Here is an 18191-nt window from a genome sequence, read left to right on the forward strand (position 1 = left end):
TGTCACTGGGGGCGGGACCCGGGTTTCAGCGGAGAGGAATCTCGGCTTTTAGCGGTCGAGTCGTTCGGCCATCAGCTCGCCCGCCATGATCGATGCCAGGTTGGTATTGGCCCGGGGAACGAAAGGGAAGATCGACGCGTCGACCACGCGCAGGCCGTCGAAGCCGAGTACTCGGCAGTCGGGATCGACGACCGTGTCGCGGTGTCCGGGGTCGCCCATCCGGCACGTGCTGGTGGCGTGCTGCGAGTCGCCTGCGGTGGCGAGCAGGTGATCGTCTAGCTCGCTGTCGTTGTCCAGCACCGCGAACAGCTCCTCGTTCGCGCTCTCCAACGAGCCGCTGAGGATCGGCGCGGTCTCGTCGGAGCGAGCTAGTTCGACCAGCGCTCGAATACCGGCGCGTAGCCGCGGCAGGTCGCGTTCGTCGGAGAGCATTCGCTGGCGCACCAACGGTTGCGCGTCCGGATCAGTGGAGATCAGGCTGACGTCGCCGCGAGAATAGTTCTGGTTGAGCCACACCCCGTACGAACCGGCCCCGGCTCCGGTGTCCGCGAACGCCATGGCGAGCACGCTCTGGTTCATCGAGACGAACATCAGGTCGCCTTCGGGCGCGCCGGGGCCGCTGGTGAAGCGGACGCAGACGTTGGTGTGCCGGTCGTCCGGCGTCTTGATCGCGGCCGCTTCGGTCAGCGGGAGCTGGATCATCGCGATCGGATGGTCCTGCAGGCCGCGGCCGACCGGCAGGTCCGCGCGGACGTCGATGCCGAGCGACCGCAGCTGACCCGCTGGTCCCACGCCGGAGCGCTGGAGGATTGTCGGCGTGTGGATCGCGCCTGCGCTCAGCACGACCGTGTCGGCGAGCTCCGTCGTGGCCGTCCCGCCGATGACGGCCCGGACGCCGATCGCGCGGCTGCCGTAGAAGAGCACCTGGTCCACGATCGCGTCGCCGCGGATGGTCAGGTTCGGCAGCGCCCGGGCGGGTTCCAGGTAGGCGTCGTTGACCGAAACCCGCCGCCCGGCGCGGGAATTGATCGGGTACGGCGAGACGCCGCTGGCTCCCGGAGCGTTCACATCCGGTGCCCAGCCGTAGCCCGCGGCGATCGCCGAGCGGTGCAGCGCGGCGTCGACCGCGCCCCAATTCTCCTGCGGCATACGGTAAATCGGAGTCGGGCCGCCGCGGCCGTGGTAGGGCTCGTCGCCGAAAGCCTCGTCGTCCTCCAGCTTCGCGAAGTACGGCAGCACGTCGCCCGGTCCCCAGCCCGGCAGCGCCCAATCAGCGAAATCCGCCATCGGCGGGCGGATCGCGATCTGCCCGTTGATCGACGAACTGCCGCCCACGCCCCGGCCGCGCCAGTACAGCGCCGGCAGCTGTTTGTCCGTGCGCGTGGAGTCCAAGCCTCGCCACACCATTTCTTTGGCCGCGGCCGGGTCCAGCAGGGCGACGATGGGATTGGGCGAGCGCCACGCTTCGGGCATCTCCGCGGACCGGTAATCCGGACCGGCCTCGAGCAGCAGGACCCGCTTGCCCCGTTCCGCCGAGCGGACTGCCAGCGCCGCTCCCGAGGATCCGGTGCCGACCACGATGAGGTCCCAGCCGCTGTCCGCCATGTGCCTGCCCCTTCGCCGGTCTCCGTGGCGGCTAGAATGATCCCCGGCCGTACGTTCAGTCAAGAGTGAACGTTCAGTTTTTCCTGAGCTACCGTGAGGTGCCGATGACCTTGCCCGACCGGTCCGCCGAGCACGCGCTCGTCGAGGACTTCGGCCTGCGCATCGGCCGGGCGATGGGCTGGCCGCCGATGGCGGGCCGCACCAGCGGCGTGCTGCTGCTCAGCGAAAAACCCCTGACCCTCGGCGAACTCCAGGACGCGCTCGACGCGAGCAAGGGTTCCGTGTCCGAGATGACGCGCCTGCTGATGGTCAACGGCGTCGTCGAGCGGACCAAGAAGCCCGGCAGCCGCCAGTTCGTCTACCGCTGGCGCGACGACGCCTGGCTCGGCTGCCTGCAGCACCAGGTGAACGCGACCCGCGAACTGCTCGAACTGGCCGAGAGCGCACAAGAACACGGCAAACACCTGGCAGCCGAGCAACGCGCCCGGCTGCGGCGGATGCGCGACTACTACGTCTTCATGACCGAACAGCTCGAAGCGCTCCTGGCCGAGTACTCCAGCCGGACCGAGTCCGATGCCTGACCCGGATGACTCAATCCGGACCTGCGCGCACTGACCTGGCCTTAAGGTGAGCCAGGTGGAGCCATTGACCGCGATCGCCACGATCGCCGCGAAGTACGGCGCTTCCCAGCTGATCCGTGCGCTCACCGGGAACGACGAGCTCAGCGGGCTGGCCTCGGAGCTGCTCGGCGAACTCGTGGCCAGCGAAGACCGCCTCAGCGAGCAGATGGCCGGGATCGGCCGTCAACTGGACGAGTTGCTGGATCAGCGGTACACGGTCGCGTTGGGGGCCGGGCAGCGGGCGTTGCGCGACGCGAGCACCGCGCCCGAGCCGCGCTCTCGGGCCGCCGAGCTGGCCCGCGCGCGTGACTTGTTCCGCGAGGCCGCCGCGGCAGCCTCAGCCAAGTCCCCGCTGCAGATCGCGGTGGCCGAGCGGTACGTGGCGCTGTGCTCCCTCTCCGCGGGCCGCCCCGACGCCGTGCCCGCGGCGCTGGACACGTTGAACGAGGCGGCCTTCCGGGCGCTGACCGAGGCGCTTCCGCTCTTCGGGCCCAAGGCTTACGAGAAGGCTCGGGCGCAACTCCCCCGGTCGAGCCGGCTGGGCCTGCGGGGCCGGCGCGAGGAGCGGATCGACGAACTGGGCAGCGACCTCGTCGACGCGGTCGACGACGTCGTGGATCTCGCCCTCAACCTGCTCGCCGAATCGGAGGCCCTCGCGCGCGGGCTCGGTCAGGACCTCGGGCCGGAAACCGACGTCGACCTGCTCCTGCCCGCGGGGTACGAAGACGACGAGCGACTGGCCAGCACCGCGCAGGTGGTCGTCCGGCCGATCGAGCCCGGGCCGCTGCGGTTCGGTCCGCTGACGGTCGCTTTCGGCGACATCCGCCCGGTTCCAGGCCAGCCGCAACCTCCTAGTGCTGCGTCCGCCGCCGTCGTGGTCGCCGCCAAGTTCGCGCAGGACTCGCCGCCGGGGTACGCGGCGACGGCGCGGCCGCCCGGCTTCGAGGTGGAAGTGCTTGTCCGGTCGGACTTTCCCGTGTCGCCGTCCCTGATCGTGTCGTTGCGGCCCGGGCTGGTCCTGGCGGACGAGGTGCTGCAAGAGGTGATGCCCGGCCAGCCCGCGTTCACCGGGGTCGCCAGCGACATGCTCGCCGCGCGGATGCAAGAGATCCGGCTGCCCTATTTTCACCCGGACAGGTTCGTCAACGAGTGGACGGTGAACATCAACAACGTGTTGATCTTCCAGTCGTCCGATCGCCAACTGCTCGAACTGGAGGGCGACGCGCGCTTTCTATGAGCCCGCGCTGTTCCTGACCGCGATGGCGATCAGGCTGCCCTTGGCTACCGCGAACAGCCGATCGGGTGCGGCGCTGCGCAGCGCCCAGATCCGCCGGGCCACGCGGGTGCGATTGGCGAGCCGTCCGTCGGAAGTCAGGTGGAACAGCACGCCGGAGATGCCGGCGACCAGGAAGCCGTCGGCGGTCGGGAACACCTGGCCGACGAGCCGCTCCCCGACATCGACCCGCCACTGCAGGCGTCCTCCGGCGGGGTCCACGACCGTGTAGCCGCGGGGTTCAGGCAACCACAGCAATCCTCCGGCTTGTTCCGGCGCCGCAGCCACAAGGTCAGTCTCGGCCTGGACGAACTCGCGGGCAGTGTCGGATGACAGGTCGATTTCAGCCAGGGCACGTCGGCCGCAACGCAGCAGAAAACGGCCGGGCCCGACCGTTGCGATGCTGGATCCGGCGTCGTTGTCCACGAGCGGCTGCGGAAGCCGCCATGCGGCCCGTACCCGGCCGTCGTGCCGATCGATCAAGCGCACCCGGATGTCGCCCGGTACGCCGATCAGGAAGCCGTCACCGGCGGGCACGGGCAGCACGGTGCGGATTCGCTGCTCGGTTTCCCAGCGGAGCCGCCCCGTCGCGAGGTCGAACGCGCGCAGCGGCGTGTATCCGCGCCAGCCGCCGACGAGCACGACGTTCGCCGAAACGACCAGATGCCCGGGGGTTGCGGGGAGGTCAGCGGACCAGATCTCGCGCCCGGTCGCGAGGTCCAAACAGGACAATCGGGGGTTGTTCTGCGGGATCACCAGGCAACGCTCACCGACGACGGCAACCGCCCGCGGCCACGTGCCGATCGGAACGTCCCACCGCACAGCACCGTCGGACGGGTCGAGGCTCACCAGCCTGGTGCTGCGCTCGTGGACGATGACGTGACCGCTCGTCACGGCCAGGCCCGAGGCAACGCCGCGCTGGTGCAGCGGATGCTCCCACTCGATGTCGATCACCGCATCAGACCACCACGATCAGGTGACCATCGGCAACCGCATTAGGTGCGCCGCGAAACCAGGCGGCCCGCTTTATTCTTCGCGCGGCAACAATTTCGCTAGGCAACATTCTCGGCCAGATGTCCCGGGACATGCGACCTTTTCTGATTTCCCCAAGGCCCACGGCTGACACATTCGGAGCCGCTGCACCGAATACGTCAGAAACGGAGCTTGACATCGGTGCAATGCTGAAAGTTCGCAGTCGGAAATCCATCTATCGCCGAGGGGTGCCATGAAAAAGACAGGTTTGCTCCTGACGCTCGCTGCCGTCCTCGTGCTGAATGTGCTCACGTCCGCCGGAGCGTCGGCCGCGGTCCCCCGCCGGGGTCCGGCTTCGGCCTTCGAGGCCTACGTGACCTTGTTCAACCAGACCAACCGGGTCCTGACCCTCAAGGCGTCCCACCTCGACCACGGGTGCTGGAACACCGAACCGTCCAGCCGGATCCAGCCGCACACGGCGGTCTATTGGCGGTCCGACAGCTGCGGGGCGTTCACCGGCACCGAAGGCTGGGTGAACTACACGATCGAGAGAACGGGGGGTCAAGGCTACGCCTACGCGCACTGGAACCTCCCCTATTCCGGCTCCAATTCCTTCGACGGCACAGCAGGCGGGCTGTTCACGATGACCACGCAGGGAAACAACGAACGCCACGCACAGGTCAACTACATCCTCAAATGTGTCATTCCCAGCTGCGTGGGATGAGTCATCTGGTCCGCCCCAGGGAGTAAAACGACAGCCCGGTAGCGCTCGGTCGCGGCCTCGAAGGACGTCGGCCGCAAGGGGAACGCGGGCCAGCCTCAGCGCGGCTACTTGTTCCTCAGCAAACCGTGGAGCTGACGGCGTTCGCGCAAAAAATGCCGCGCCGCCGGAAATCGCGGAAATAAGCGCGCTCGAACGCACACAACCGTCGGCGGATGCGCGTTTTCGCCAAGGCGAGATCCCATAGTGGTCTCGCTGCCGCGGCAACCCTGCCGTGTCGTGGCGATCACACCTGCCCGTCGCGCCGTCCGGTAATCGATGGGAGGCCTCGTCCGGTTCCGGTAGGTTGTCGGATATCTCGGTGCACCGGGAACGACGACCCGTGGGAATGGGTCCGTACGAGGGGAATCAGATGCACAAGGGTTTTGTCCTGTCCGCAGGCCGTGCGGTCGTGGCGGTCGCCGCTGTCAGCGGGCTGGCGGCGTGTTCGTCGGGGACCGCGGCTGCTCCGGCGGAAACCGCCGCCGCGCATGCCGAGGTCTTCGGCGCGGGCGGTTACCGCGGGATCGCGCCGGGGATGGCCAAGGAGGCGGCGCTCGCCACCGGGAAGCTCGCCAACGCGCCGGTCTCCGCACTGGACGGCTGCACGGTCCTGAGCTGGCAGGGCGGTCCCGCGCCGGACCAGGCCAGACTCGCGGCCGAGGCCGCGGCGCAGAAGAAGGCCGACGAGCTCTACGCCAAGTCCGACGCGGCGGACCGGGACTCGAAGGAGAACACCGGCCAGTCCGCTGCGGAATTGGCGAAAGCAGCCGCCAAGGACGCGGAAGCGGCCCAGCTGGCGGCCGACTCCGCGATGGCGAGTGCCGAACTGGCGGGCAAGCGGGAAGAGCGCGACAAGGCGTTCGCCGCGGCCGGTGGCGCGTCGTTCGGCAAGAACGGCGTGCACGAGCTGGGCGCGCCGCCCGACGCCAAGACCGCGGAGGGCATCGGCATCGGCTCGTCGCTGGCGGACCTGCACAAGGCGTACGACGCACGCGGCCTGAAGCTCGCCGAAGCCGGGCGGTTCGAGATGCCCATCGCGGAGAAGCCGGGCTGGCGGTTCGTGTTCACTCCCGCTGCCAACGGCACGGTCGGCGGAGTGGCGATCTCCGACGGCGTCCTGAAATGCCGGTGACGCCGCGGTGGTAAGTCCATAGTGGACTGACGAAGGCCTCCTTGCCGTTGCGGGCAAGGAGGCCTTCGCTTTCCTTGGATCGAGCACTCCGCTCGTTATCCACAGTGGACAAACGATCGGTCAGGAAGAGACCTCCGACATCCCCGCGCCCTCGATCGCGGAGGCGGCGAGGGCGCGCATGCGGCGCAGCAGGCGGGACGTCACCGGGCGGACCAGCGGGTGGACGCCGCCGTTCGCTTCGGCGGCCTGGTGCCACTTCGCCAGGCGAGCCTGATTGACGGCGGGGTCGGCCAGTTCGGTGCACTCTAGGGTGTCTGTGTTCAGGTCGACGGTGATCGTGTCGCCGTCTTCGACGAGGGCGATGGGGCCGCCGAGCGCGGCCTCCGGGCCGACGTGCCCGATGACCAGTCCGACCGATCCTCCGGAGAACCGCGCGTCGGTCATCAGCGCGACGGAAATGCCTTTCCGCCGGCACAGCGCGGTGATGCGGGAGGTCGGGTCGAGCATTTCGGGCATGCCCGGAGCGCCCCTCGGGCCTTCGTAGCGGATGACGACCATGTCCCTATCCGCGAATTCGTCCGGCGTCTCGACGAGCGCCCGCAGCAGGGCCTGCTCGCTGTCGAAAACGCGCGCCCGTCCCTCGAACCGGCCGTCGACGACGCCGGTCTCGACCCCGGCCAGCTTGATCACCGCGCCGCCATCGGGGGCGAGGTTGCCCGACAACAGGCGCAGGCCGCCGGTCGGCTTGAACGGCTCAGTGACGGGGAAGATCACCTCGCTGTCCGGGGCGGGCGGGGCGAGCCGTTCGACTTGTTCGCCGAGCGTCTCGCCGGTGCAGGTCAGCGCGGAGCCGTCGAGCAGGTCGTGCCGGAGCAGTTCCGCCACCACCGCCTGCAGGCCGCCGGCGGCGTCGATGTCCACCATGCTGTACTGCCCGAACGGGCGGGCGTCGACGAGCACCGGGACGCTCCGGGAGAGCCGGTTGAACTCCTGCTGCGTCATGACCTCCGACCAGAAGTCGAGGCCGGCCGCGCGGGCGATCTCCGGCGCGTGCAGGACCACGTTCGTCGAGCCGCCCAGCGCGATCGCCACGACCGCGGCGTTGCGGAACGCCGCCGGGGTGGCCAGCTGCCGCGGCGTGATCCCCCGCTGCGTCATGATTTCCAGGCAGTCCACGATCTGTTCGGGGAATTCCCCGGTCCGCCGCGGATCCTCGGACGCGGGCGACACCATGTGCAGCGGCTCCAGCCCCAGCACGGCGATGAACGACTGCATCGTGTTGTAGGTGAAGATCCCGCCGCAGCTGCCGTGCCCGGGACACGCGTTGCGCGCCCACCGCTCGCGTTTGGCCGCGTCCGGGTCCCCGGCGACCTGGAAGCAGCTGACCAGGTCGATCCGCTCCCCGGTTTCGGGATCCGTGCCCGGCCGGATGGACCCGTCGGAGAGCACTACCGCGGGCACGTCGCGCTCCAGGATCGCCGCCGTCGCCCCGACCGGGGGCTTGTCGCACGCCACCACGGCGACGGTTCCCCGGATCTCGCTGCCCTCGAAGTGCAGCGACAGCCCGTCGTTCGTCGTCTCGCGGCCGATCAGCGAGTACCGCATCTGCGGCGTGCCGTTGCGCTGGCCGTCCGAGATCCCGCCCGAGTAGTTCGGGGCCAGCAGCCGGACGGGCAGGTCGCGCTCGCGGATCCGGCGCGCCAGCGCTTCGTGGATCGCCTCGACCTTGTCCGAGACGCCGACGTAGCAGACGCTGTCGCCCAACGTGCCCACGACGCCCCACGCGTCCCCGTGGATCTTGTCCACGTCCTGGCCCAGCGCGCGGGCCGTGGCCACCGCCTGGCAGTCCTGGCCCGGGCGCCACACATCCCGGCGGCTCGACTCGTCCATCAACGCTCCCGTCTTCGACACAATCGCCCCCATCGTCGCAGATCCGGGCGGGTGCGCATCCTGGCTTCGACGGTCAACCGGCGTGCGGGCGGGCCTCGCCGGTGCGGAGGGCGGTCAGTTCGTCCAGGCAGTACTCCGCGCGGCGGGCGGAGCCGTAGCGGGTCAGTTTGCCCCGGCGCGCCCACTGGCGGACGGTCGCCTCGGGCACTCCGGCGGCGAGCGCGGCTTCCTTGGTGGGCACGGTGCGCCGCCGGTGTTCCTCCTGGGTGCGGATGTCGAGCCAGTCCGCCGGGGGCAGGTCGTGCCCGGCTTCGCAGGCGACTGTGGCGGTGGCGGGCCGCAGGTGCACCGGGGCGCGGCAGCCGCCGACCGGGCAGTTCCCGACCGGGACGGCGGGGCGCGGATCGTCCAGAGCGGCGGTCGCGGAGGAGATGAGGTCGGAGAGCTCGTCGAGGAAGTCCGCGCCGCTGGGGTGCGCGGCCAGCCAGTCCCGGTGTGCGGCGAGGAAACGCACCAGCTCCGGCACGGTCCGCCGCGGCGCCGGGACCTGCCGTTCGGCAGCCACCAGCCCTGCCCAGGAGGCCAGGACGCCGAGGATCCGGGACCGGGCGTCGAAGGCGGCCTCCCGGAACGGCAGCCCGGTCCCCCGGCGGGCGGGGTGTTCGCGTACCGCGCCGCCGGTCCGTCCGGGTTGCAGAGCGGCCTCGCAGCGGGAGTAGAGGAGGGGAAGCGCGGTCAGCCCTGCGCCGACCGGGTCGGTTCGGCCGGACGATCCGGTCAGGCGGGTCGGCTCAACCGAGCGGGCCAGATCAGACACGTGAACCGGAGCAGCCGAGCGGATTCGGTCGTCCGGGCGGCTTCCGGCAGCCGGACGAGTCCGACCGGCCGCACGGGCCAGCTCGCCCAGACCGCCCGTCTCCCCTCGGCAGGTCGCGTCGGCGGGCCGGGACTTGTCGGGCATGGTCAGTTCCGTTCGGGGTCCGGGCTGTCTTCCAGCATTTCCAGGACCGCCGAGGTGATGGTGTAGCCGGTGCCGCCGCCGAGGAGCAGGATGCGGTCGCCTTTGCGGGCCCGGCCGGTGCTGACCAGGTGGTGCAGGCCGGCGAACTGGTCGCCGGTGCCGAGGTGGCCGGTGGTGCGGCCGAATTCCCAGTTGGTGCGCTCCAGCGGGATGCCGAGGAAGCGGTCGGCGATGTCGGCGGCGCGGGCGGCGGTGGTCACCACCGGGACGGCGAACGCCAGATCCGCCGCGGTGATGCCCGCTTCGTCGAGGACGCGGTGCAGGGAGGCGCCGAACAGCGCGGCCATCCGGCCGTAGTGCTCCAGCATCGGCAAGTCCTTGGCGTGGAACTGTTTGCGCATCGCGTCGAAGTCGACCGGCGGCTGCTGCGCGCCGGCGAATCCGCCGCCGCGGGCCTCGCCTTCGAGGGAGTTGTCGGCCATCGTCGAGAGCGACAGGATCCGGGCGAATCCGCCGGAACCGCTCAGCAGCAGCGCGCTCCCGCCGTCGGCGAGCACCGACTGGTCGCCGTACCAGCGGCGGACCCACGGGCTGTCGAAACGGTCGCCGGTGGTGACGAGGACGGCGTCCTCCGGGCCGGTCACGAACCGGCGGCCCAGTTCGAGCGCGCCCATCGCGCCGTTGCATTCCTGGACGACGTCGAACGACGGGACGTCGCGGCCGACCGTGTGCAGGGCGACGTACGGGGCGGCCTGCCAGTAGTGCGCGCCCTGGTAGTCGACGTAGGAGTGGAACACCGCGCGGACCGTGCCGAAGTCGCGGGCGGACGCCATGGCCAGCGCGCCGCGTCCGGCGATCGCGGCCATTTCCGCCGGGTACCGCTCGGTCTCGACGCAGGCGGAGCGGACGCCGTCCGTCTGTGCCGACTCGGCGTCGTACCGGTTCGCCGCGACGGCTTCCTCGGCCGTCTCCCGGTCGGGCAGGCAGGCGCCGACGCCCGCGACGTACAGGGGGCACGGATTCACCGGGTCGCTCCTTCCCCGGCGCAGGGCCGGACCCCGCGCCACGATTGGACGAACCGACCGTACGGCGCGGTGATTGGGGCGGCGTTGAGCCGGTGTGGACGCTCCGGCGGCGACGGCTGTGCGCCGGGCGGACCGGCTGGTAGGAGGGAGCACGGGGCCGGGTTCCGGCTCCGTCCGCAGTTCCCGCCGCGGTGGGCCATCGGGAGGTTCCGTGTACGAATTGCCGTTTCCGCCGAGCGAGGACCTGTCCCGGCTGGCCCCGCAGTACTACCGCCTGCTCGAGGACGAGCCGCTGACGAAGGTCCGCACGCCCGCCGGGGACGAGGCCTGGCTGGTCTGCGGGTACGACCTCGTGCGGGACCTGGCCTCCAGCCCGGTCCTGCGGCGCGGCCACCGCACGCCGGAATCGGCGGCGCGGATCAACGATTCGGTGGTGCAGGGCGGTCCGACCGAGGAGTTCGACGGCGAACTGGAGCGGCACACCCGGATGCGCAAGCTGCTCACGCCCGCGTTTTCCGCGAAGCGGATGCTGGCGCTTCAGGAAAGCGTCGAGGAACGGGTCGACGCGCTGCTCGACGAACTCCCCGGGCCGCCCGCCGACCTGCACGCCGGGCTGTCCCAGCGGCTGCCCGCGATGGTCATCTGCACGCTGGTCGGGGCGCCGTACGAGGATTACGAGCTGTTCCGGTCCTGGACGTCGCGGCTTTCGGGCACCGGCGATCGGGAGGCGGGCCGCGCGGCGCAGATCGAGTTCGGCGTCTACATGGCCGAACTGCTGGAGCGGAAGAAGCGCGAACCGAGCGAGGACGTCTTCTCCGACCTGGCCGCGGCGGGCGGAGTGGAACTTCCGGAGGCGGCCCGGCTCGCGGCCGCGCTGCTGTTCGCCGGATACGAGACCACGATGAGCCGGATCGACCTCGGCACCGTGCTGTTCATCCGCAACCCCGCGCAGTGGGCGAAGCTGACCGCCGACCCCGGGCTGGTCACCGGTGCGGTGGAAGAAGTCCTGCGGATGGTCGTGACGAACATCCAGGACACCGGGGGCTCGGTCCGATACGCGGCCGAGGACCTGACGGCGGGCGGCACGACCATCCCCTCCGGCGACGCGGTGCTGCTCGCATACCACGCGGCGAACCGGGATCCGCGGGTGTTCGAGCGGCCGGACGAGTTCGACATCACCCGTTCGCCCAATCCGCACCTCGGTTTCGGGCACGGGATGCGTTACTGCGTGGGCAACACGCTCGCCCGGATCGAGCTGCGGGCGGTGTTCGGCGCGCTGGCGAAACGGTTCCCCGGACTGCACCTCGCCGCGGACGGGGACGCGCCGCGGCGCCGGGCGGAGTCCGTGACCGGCGGGGTGACCGAACTCGCCGTCAGCTGGTGAACCGGGCCGGTCGGCCCCAGGATTCCACCCTCCTTTGCACCCCCGGGTGGATGCCCGCGCGGGGGTGCGCTGCCTACCGTGGGGCCGACCCCGAGGAACGGATTGCGCGATGTGGAAGACGTTGGACGAAATCTCGAACATCGTGGCCCTCGTGGCCGGCGGCGCCTACATCGTCTGGTCGATCATCCGCCGGCTGCGCGGCACGCCGATGTCCACGAAACGGCTGCTGGTCCTTCCGGTGGTCTGCTTCGCCGTCGGCATCTACATGGCTGCCGGCGATGTCACGAAGGCGACCGCGCTGGACTGGGAGCTGCTGGGCGTCTTCGTGCTCGCGGCGTACGGCGAGGGCCTCGGCCGCGGCGCCACCATCCGGCTCTACGAGCACGACGGCCTCCCGCACCAGAAGTACAACTGGCTCACCGTGACCATCTGGCTTTCGCTGATCCCGCTGCGCGTCGGCATGGTCCTGCTGGCCCAGCACTGGCACGCGGACATCGCGGGCGGCACCGACATGGTGGGCATCCTGCTCGGCCTGACCTTCCTCGGCGAGGCCTCGGTGGTCCTCCCCCGCGCCCGCCGGATGGGGCTCAACCTGAGTCTGTCGCCGAAGAAGAACGCCAAGAAGGGCCAGGCTTCCGACCGGGTCGGGCACGCTGGCTGAGACGGATGGCAGTCAGGGTGTCGCGCCCTGGCAAGGAATGTCCGGGACCGCACGGTGCACCCCAATGTGGCATTGGGTGCGTCAGATGCACCCCAATGTGGCGTTCGGTGCGTGGGGTGCACCCAATGCCACATTGGGGTTTTCTCAGCGGCTGCGGTAAGCGGCCTCGCTCCCGGTGAACGTACGTGAGGGGAACCCTGACGGAATCTGGTTCCGTCAGGGTTCCCCTCACGTACGTTCGCATCGGCGGCGAGGCTCAGGTGCCTCAGGCAACGGGGCGGGCGCGGGTCAGCAGTTCGGCTACCCGGTCCGTGCCTACCGCGCCGCGTTTGAGTTCTGTCAGCACCGCGTCGATGTCCGCGGGTTCGACCGTCAGGCCGCGTTCGGCGGCGACCGCCGTCACGGCCGAGCGGCCGGAGTGCTTGCCCAGCACGATCCGGCGCTGCCTGCCCACCAGTTCCGGCGGGTACGGCTCGTAAGTGCTGGGATCGCGGGAGATTCCGTCCACGTGGAGGCCGCTTTCGTGCACGAACGCGTGCGCGCCGACGACGGGAGCGTACGCGGGCACGCGATCGCCGATGAGCCCGGCGACGTGCCGCGCCAGCGGTTCCAGCAGCGGGAGGTCGAGGCCGGTCGAGTGCCCCATCGCGGCTTCCAGTGCCATGACGACCTGTTCCAGCGGGGCGTTCCCGGCCCGTTCGCCGATGCCCAGCACCGAGCACTGCACCCCGGACGCGCCGCCGAGCAAACCCGCCAGCGAGTTCGCGGTGGCCAGGCCAAGGTCGTTGTGACAGTGCACGGCCAGCGGCAACGGGCAGCTCTCGCCGACCCGTTCGACCAGCTCCCGCATCGTCCACGGCTGCGCGATGCCGGCGGTGTCTGCGAGGCCCAGGGCATCCGCACCGGCGTCCGCGGCTGCCTCGTACACCGCGGCGAGGATGTCAGGGTCGGTGCGGGTGGCGTCTTCGGCGGCGAATACCGCCTGCCGTCCGGCCGCCTTGACCCGGCGCACCGCGCGGTCCACCCGACGTTTCAACTCGTCCACGTCGATGCGCAGTTTGTGCCGCAAGTGCGATTCGGACGTGCCGATGAAGACCGCGACGCTGTGCGCGCCGGTGTGCAGCGCGGCGTCCACGTCCGCGTCGGCGGGGCGGGCGATCACCTGGATGACAGTGTCCAGTTCGGCGGCCACGATGGCGCGGATCGCGGCGCTCTCCTCTTCCGACACCACTGGGAAGCCCGCTTCGATCATCGGCACGCCCAACGCCGCCAGCCGCCGGGCCAGTTCCAGTTTCTGGTCCGGGCGGAACGCCACCCCGGGCATCTGCTCGCCGTCGCGCAGCGTGGTGTCGCTGACGACCACTCGCTCCGGCAGCTGCCCGGTGCGCAGCGGTTCGCGCGGCACCGCGGTGGCTCGGCCGCGCGGTCCGCGGAATTCGTTGAACAGCTGGTTGAGCAGCATCATGTCGCGGGCGGGCGCGTCCATCCGCAACGCGCGGGTCAGGTAGGCGCGGCGGGGATTGCTGGTTCCGTCCAGGAAGATCGCCGCGAAGACCGCGCCGGTGGTGGTGATCGTCAGCCGGGGCAGTTCCGGCTCGGGCTCGTCGGCGGAGAGCCGTCGTACGGCGTTGTCCGCGGTGCACAAGACAATCGCCAAGTCCGGTTCGGACAGTCGCACCTCGATCAGCCGCGCCCAGCCGTTCAGTGCCCGCAATCCGGTCTCGCGGGCGGCCAATCCGGCCAGCTGCTGGTCCACGAAGGACAGAACCGCTCCGGCATCCACAGTGGACTTATCATTGCCCAGTTCGTGCCGGGCACGCAGGAGCCGCTGACTCCCCCACGCACAGACCAGCGCGACCGCGGTGATCGGGACGCCGACCACGAGGCCGCAGCCCAGCGTCACGAACGCGCCTGCCAGCAGGACCCGTTCGAGCACCAGCACGGTATGCGCCCGATAAGCCCGCAGGCGGGTCACTTCCTGAGTCCACAATGGAGCGAGGGCGGCCACCGCGGCTGCGGTGGACAAGGCGAACACGACGAGTGCGGCGACAGTCGCGGACGAGACCACGAACTGGGCGACCGCGCACAGATAAGCGACCAGGATCGTGCCGGTGGCCACCCGCACGCCGACGGTCAGCCCGTGGCGGACCGGCAGCGTCGCGTAGCCGCCTTCGCGGTCGCCGTCCACGTCGCGCAGGGCACCGACCAGGTTGGATCCCGTGTCGTGCAACCAGAACGCAGCTGCCAGAGGGATGACCGTAGCCGGAGGGAGGTCGGCTACGGTCATCGCCCCGAACAGGCAGGCGAACGCCGAAATGAGGCCGCGCACCGCGTTTCCGGCCAATCCGCGGCCTTTGAAGAAACTGCTGTACGCGATGCCGAGCAGCAAGGCGACCAGGACGAGGCCGATCGTCCGCCAGTTCACCGCGAGCCCGATGATCCCGCCGGCCGCGGTGAGCCCGATCAGCATGCCCAGCGCGGTGCCGGGGCGCATCCGGCCGGACGGGATGGGCCGATGCGGTTTCGCGGTGGCGTCCAGGTTCCGGTCGAAGTAGTCGCCGCCGTACAGTCCGGCCAGCCAGCCGATCGTCGGCACCGCCCAGGCGCACAGCAACCGCAGCGGCGACGCGGCCGGATCAGCCAGTGCGGCACCGGCCAATCCCACGAGGCCGACGTAACAAGCGGTGTACGGCCGCCACGTTTCGACGTGCGCGAAGAGGATCTCTTTCAGCCGCATCGGTTCACAGTCGCCTGTGCGAAGTAGGACAGCGTTTCCTTGCTCGGCGTGCTGGGCAGCACCTCGAGGACTTCGGTTGCGCGCACGGCATATCCGCGGGCGGCGTCGGCAGCCGCGTCGACTCCGCCCGCTTCGCGCACCAGTGCGGAAACCGCGGCCAGGCGTGCGGCCGGGTCGCCGGTGCCGCGCAGCTGGCGGTCGAGTTCCGCGGACACCGCCTCGCCGCCGAGTTCGCGCGCGAGCAGGAACGGCAGGGTCAGCCGCTGGTTGGCGATGTCGCTGGTGACGGCTTTGCCCATGGCGTCGCCGTCGCTCGTGTAGGCGAGCAGGTCGTCGTGGATCTGGAAGGCCGAGCCGAGAAGTTCGCCGTAGCTGGCGAGCGCGGTGCACCATTCCGGCGGCCCGCCGCCGAGGATCGCGCCGCTGGCGCAGGCCGCGCGGAACAACGCCGACGTCTTCAGCCGGATCATTTCCAAATAGGACGGAACGTCGCAGACGTAGCCCTCGCACAGTTCGGCTTCCATGCTCTGCCCGCGGCACAGGTCGATCCCGGCCGCGGCCACCGCGGTCATCGCGCGCGCGACGCGTTCGTCCGGCACCCCGCGTTCGCCGCATTCTCCGAGCGCGGCGAACAAATAGAAGATCAGCGCGTCGCCGGCCACGATCGCGTCGTCGCGGCCGTAGGCGGCGTGCACCGACGGGCGGCCGCGGCGCATCGCGTCGCCGTCGATGATGTCGTCGTGGATGAGGCTCGCCACGTGGCCCGCTTCCGCGCCGGCCGCCGCGGGCACCACCTGTTCGACGTCCGCGCCGACCGCGCCCGCCGATTCGAGCAGCAGCAGCGGCCGGAACAGTTTCCCGCCGGGCACCAACGCGTAGTGGCAGATCCGGGCGAGCTGCGCGCCCTCGGCGTCCCAGCTGTTCTCGAGGTGTTTGCCGACCAGCGAAACCAGGTGATCGATGCGGTCGGAACGGTCCAGGATGGCCGTGCCGAAATCCCGTTTCCCGGTGCTGTATGTGCTTTCCATGACCGTCCCATTCCGACGTTTTCCCCCGTGCCTGCCGACGGTAGGGAGCCCGCGCGCCCGCGGACAAGGCCTCGGGCCCGTCCTCAATACGGGGTCAACAAGGCTTCAACAGCCCGGCCGGAACGGTGTTGCGGAAACGTTGAGCGGCGCTCTCCGGCGCCTTGTCGCCCGCCCGGAAGGCGCCGTACGTTGCCGGTCGTCTCGAGGAGGACGACGCATGGCTTTGCTGGAGAGAATTCGGGGACCGCGCGATCTCGACGGGCTGTCCGGAACAGAACTCGGCGCGCTCGCCGAAGAAATCCGCGGGTTCCTGGTCTCCGCGGTCGCCCGGACCGGCGGGCACCTCGGGCCCAATCTCGGGGTCGTCGAGCTCACCCTCGCCCTGCACCGGGTTTTCGATTCGCCGTGCGACACGCTGCTGTGGGACGTCGGGCACCAGTGCTACGTGCACAAAATCCTCACCGGCCGCCAGGACGGGTTCGCCGGGCTGCGGGGCGAGGGCGGGCTGTCCGGCTATCCGAGCCGCCGCGAATCCGGCCACGACGTCCTCGAGAATTCCCACGCGTCCGCCGCGCTTTCCTGGGCGGACGGGCTCGCCAGGGCCTACGAGGTGCGGCAGGTCTCCGATCGCGCGGTGGTCGCCGTGGTCGGCGACGGCGCGCTGACCGGAGGCATGGCCTGGGAAGCGCTCAACAACATCGCCGGCGCCCAGCGGCCGGTCGTGGTGGTGCTGAACGACAACGGCCGCGCGTACGACCCGACCGTCGGCGGGCTCGGCCGTCATCTCGCGGCGCTGCGGCGCGATCCCGGCGACGGCGGCGTTTTCTCCGCGCTGGGCATGGACTATCTCGGCCCGGCGGACGGGCACGACATCGCCGCGCTGGAAACCGCACTGCGGGACGCCCGCGCCCGGAACCGGCCGGTGGTGGTGCATTGCGTGACCCGCAAGGGCGCCGGGTACGCACCGTCCGAAAAGGACCCGGTCGACCGGCACCACGCGATCGGCCCGTTCGACCCCGGAACCGGGACGGCCCCCGCCGGACCGCCGTCGTGGACCTCGGTGTTCAGCGACGAAATGATCAAGGTGGGCAACGAACGCGAGGACGTCGTCGCCATCACCGCGGCCATGCAGGGCCCGACTGGGCTCGCTCCCTTCGCCGAGCAGTACCCCGGCCGGTGCTTCGACGTCGGGATCGCGGAGCAGCACGCGGCGGCGGCCGCGGCCGGGCTGGCCTACGGCGGCCTGCATCCCGTAGTGGCGGTGTATGCCACGTTCCTGAACCGCTGTTTCGACCAGGTGCTGATGGACGTCGCCCTGCACGGCGCCGGCGTGACTTTCGTGCTGGACCGCGCGGGACTCACCGGCGACGACGGGCCGAGCCACAACGGCATGTGGGATCTGTCGCTGCTGCAAGCGGTTCCCGGTCTCCGGGTGGCCGCTCCCCGGGACGCCGCGCAGCTGCGCACCCAGCTGCGGGAGGCGATCGAGGTGGCGGACGCGCCGACCGTCGTGCGGTTCCCGAAGGGCGCGGTGGGTCCGGACATCGAGGCGATCGAACGGCACGGGCCGGTCGACGTGCTCAGCCGCGGATGCCGGGAGGACGTGCTGGTGGTCGGCATCGGCCCGCTCGCCGGGCCCGCGGTGGCGGCCGGGGCGCGGCTGGCCGAGATGGGCATCGGCGCGACCGTGGCGGATCCGCGCTGGATCCAGCCGGTGCCCGACGCGCTGGTCGCGCTGGCGCGGGCGCACCGCGCGGTCGTGGTGGCCGCGGACTGCGGACGCGCAGGCGGGCCGGGAACCCTGCTGGCGCAAGCGCTTCAGGACGCCGGTTCGGATGTTCCGGTGACCGGGCTGGGGATTCCCCAGCAGTTCCTCGAACCCGCCAAACGGGCGCGGCTGCTGACCGCGCTGGGGCTCACCGCGGATACCATTGCCGAGGCGTCCCGCCGCACTGTCGAGAAAGGACTGTCCGAGTGACCGTCGCGTTGGGCATGCCGGGTTTGCCTGCTCCTGTTCTCGCCGAGCGTCGCAAGACCCGCCAGCTGATGGTGGGGTCGGTGGGGGTCGGCAGCGACCACCCGATCTCGGTGCAGTCGATGACCACGACGCTGACCTCCGACGTCAACGCCACCCTGCAGC

General features: G+C 70.5%; 14 protein-coding genes and 1 pseudogene. 8 read left to right on the forward strand and 7 right to left on the reverse strand.

The annotated features are described in order from the left end of the window. Nucleotides 1–48 precede the first annotated feature (48 nt). Entirely contained in the window at nt 49–1605 is a 1557-nt protein-coding gene (locus PUT80_RS23705; RefSeq protein WP_275293482.1) for a GMC family oxidoreductase N-terminal domain-containing protein, read from the reverse strand. Nucleotides 1606–1709: 104 nt separating this feature from the next. Here PUT80_RS23705 and PUT80_RS23710 point away from each other — a divergent pair, with 104 nt between their 5' ends. Both PUT80_RS23710 and PUT80_RS23715 read left to right on the forward strand, forming a co-directional pair. Further along, entirely contained in the window at nt 1710–2186 is a 477-nt protein-coding gene (locus PUT80_RS23710) for a hypothetical protein (protein WP_275293483.1), read from the forward strand. 55 nt (nt 2187–2241) lie between these two features. Next, complete coding sequence (locus PUT80_RS23715; protein WP_134731555.1) at nt 2242–3462, forward strand: hypothetical protein; 1221 nt, start codon at nt 2242–2244, stop codon at nt 3460–3462. Here PUT80_RS23715 and PUT80_RS23720 read toward each other — a convergent pair. Next, nucleotides 3457–4452, reverse strand: a complete 996-nt coding sequence (locus PUT80_RS23720) for a PQQ-binding-like beta-propeller repeat protein (RefSeq protein ID WP_134731553.1) — start codon at nt 4450–4452, stop codon at nt 3457–3459. The genes PUT80_RS23715 and PUT80_RS23720 overlap by 6 nt on opposite strands. A gap of 271 nt (nt 4453–4723) precedes the next feature. On the opposite strand from PUT80_RS23720, the gene PUT80_RS23725 reads away from it, so the two are divergent. Next, nucleotides 4724–5194 (forward strand): hypothetical protein, encoded by a 471-nt coding sequence (locus PUT80_RS23725; protein WP_275293484.1) that lies wholly within the window; start codon nt 4724–4726, stop codon nt 5192–5194. 409 nt (nt 5195–5603) lie between these two features. Next, a complete protein-coding gene (locus PUT80_RS23730; RefSeq protein WP_275293485.1) occupies nt 5604–6365 on the forward strand; it encodes a hypothetical protein in 762 nt (253 codons plus the stop codon). Between the two features lie 120 nt (nt 6366–6485). Here PUT80_RS23730 and PUT80_RS23735 read toward each other — a convergent pair whose 3' ends face one another. The 3 genes from PUT80_RS23735 to PUT80_RS23745 form a co-directional block, all read right to left on the reverse strand. Next, nucleotides 6486–8255, reverse strand: coding sequence for a dihydroxy-acid dehydratase (locus PUT80_RS23735; protein ID WP_275293486.1), 1770 nt, complete (start codon nt 8253–8255; stop codon nt 6486–6488). 73 nt (nt 8256–8328) lie between these two features. Beyond that, nucleotides 8329–9216, reverse strand: coding sequence for a hypothetical protein (locus PUT80_RS23740; protein WP_275293487.1), 888 nt, complete (start codon nt 9214–9216; stop codon nt 8329–8331). A 2-nt stretch (nt 9217–9218) separates the two neighbouring features. After that, on the reverse strand, nt 9219–10241 hold the full coding sequence (locus PUT80_RS23745; RefSeq protein WP_275293488.1) for a ketoacyl-ACP synthase III family protein: 1023 nt from the start codon (nt 10239–10241) through the stop codon (nt 9219–9221). Between the two features lie 211 nt (nt 10242–10452). Here PUT80_RS23745 and PUT80_RS23750 point away from each other — a divergent pair, with 211 nt between their 5' ends. Beyond that, nucleotides 10453–11625, forward strand: a complete 1173-nt coding sequence (locus tag PUT80_RS23750; RefSeq protein WP_275293489.1) for a cytochrome P450 — start codon at nt 10453–10455, stop codon at nt 11623–11625. Between the two features lie 109 nt (nt 11626–11734). Further along, on the forward strand, nt 11735–12286 hold the full coding sequence (locus tag PUT80_RS23755; protein ID WP_275293490.1) for a hypothetical protein: 552 nt from the start codon (nt 11735–11737) through the stop codon (nt 12284–12286). A 265-nt stretch (nt 12287–12551) separates the two neighbouring features. Here the strand turns inward: PUT80_RS23755 and PUT80_RS23760 are convergent, their stop codons facing one another. Beyond that, a complete protein-coding gene (locus PUT80_RS23760) occupies nt 12552–15023 on the reverse strand; it encodes a UbiA family prenyltransferase (RefSeq protein ID WP_275293491.1) in 2472 nt (823 codons plus the stop codon). Then, nucleotides 15014–16051, reverse strand: coding sequence for a polyprenyl synthetase family protein (locus PUT80_RS23765; protein ID WP_275293492.1), 1038 nt, complete (start codon nt 16049–16051; stop codon nt 15014–15016). Before PUT80_RS23765 ends, PUT80_RS23760 begins: the two co-directional genes overlap by 10 nt. Before the next feature lie 217 nt (nt 16052–16268). On the opposite strand from PUT80_RS23765, the gene PUT80_RS23770 reads away from it, so the two are divergent. Further along, nucleotides 16269–18029 carry a 1-deoxy-D-xylulose-5-phosphate synthase gene (locus tag PUT80_RS23770; RefSeq protein ID WP_275293493.1) on the forward strand — a complete coding sequence of 587 codons (1761 nt, stop codon included), beginning with the start codon at nt 16269–16271 and terminating at the stop codon, nt 18027–18029. Then, nucleotides 18026–18191 (forward strand): annotated as a pseudogene (locus tag PUT80_RS23775) (4-hydroxy-3-methylbut-2-en-1-yl diphosphate synthase); the annotation flags it as partial. The gene PUT80_RS23770 and the pseudogene PUT80_RS23775, both read left to right, overlap by 4 nt.

The organism is Amycolatopsis sp. La24 (assembly GCF_029087445.1).
GTDB classification, from domain to species: Bacteria; Actinomycetota; Actinomycetes; order Mycobacteriales; family Pseudonocardiaceae; genus Amycolatopsis; species Amycolatopsis nivea.

What these genes read in the sequence shown, in the direction of transcription:
- PUT80_RS23705 (WP_275293482.1), bottom strand. Translation starts at nt 1,605, where the DNA reads ATGGCGGACAGCGGCTGGGACCTCATCGTGGTCGGCACCGGATCCTCG.
- PUT80_RS23710 (WP_275293483.1), top strand. Translation starts at nt 1,710, where the DNA reads ATGACCTTGCCCGACCGGTCCGCCGAGCACGCGCTCGTCGAGGACTTC.
- PUT80_RS23725 (WP_275293484.1), top strand. Translation starts at nt 4,724, where the DNA reads ATGAAAAAGACAGGTTTGCTCCTGACGCTCGCTGCCGTCCTCGTGCTG.
- PUT80_RS23730 (WP_275293485.1), top strand. Translation starts at nt 5,604, where the DNA reads ATGCACAAGGGTTTTGTCCTGTCCGCAGGCCGTGCGGTCGTGGCGGTC.
- PUT80_RS23735 (WP_275293486.1), bottom strand. Translation starts at nt 8,255, where the DNA reads ATGGACGAGTCGAGCCGCCGGGATGTGTGGCGCCCGGGCCAGGACTGC.
- PUT80_RS23740 (WP_275293487.1), bottom strand. Translation starts at nt 9,216, where the DNA reads ATGCCCGACAAGTCCCGGCCCGCCGACGCGACCTGCCGAGGGGAGACG.
- PUT80_RS23755 (WP_275293490.1), top strand. Translation starts at nt 11,735, where the DNA reads ATGTGGAAGACGTTGGACGAAATCTCGAACATCGTGGCCCTCGTGGCC.
- PUT80_RS23760 (WP_275293491.1), bottom strand. Translation starts at nt 15,023, where the DNA reads ATGCGGCTGAAAGAGATCCTCTTCGCGCACGTCGAAACGTGGCGGCCG.
- PUT80_RS23765 (WP_275293492.1), bottom strand. Translation starts at nt 16,051, where the DNA reads ATGGAAAGCACATACAGCACCGGGAAACGGGATTTCGGCACGGCCATC.
- PUT80_RS23770 (WP_275293493.1), top strand. Translation starts at nt 16,269, where the DNA reads ATGGCTTTGCTGGAGAGAATTCGGGGACCGCGCGATCTCGACGGGCTG.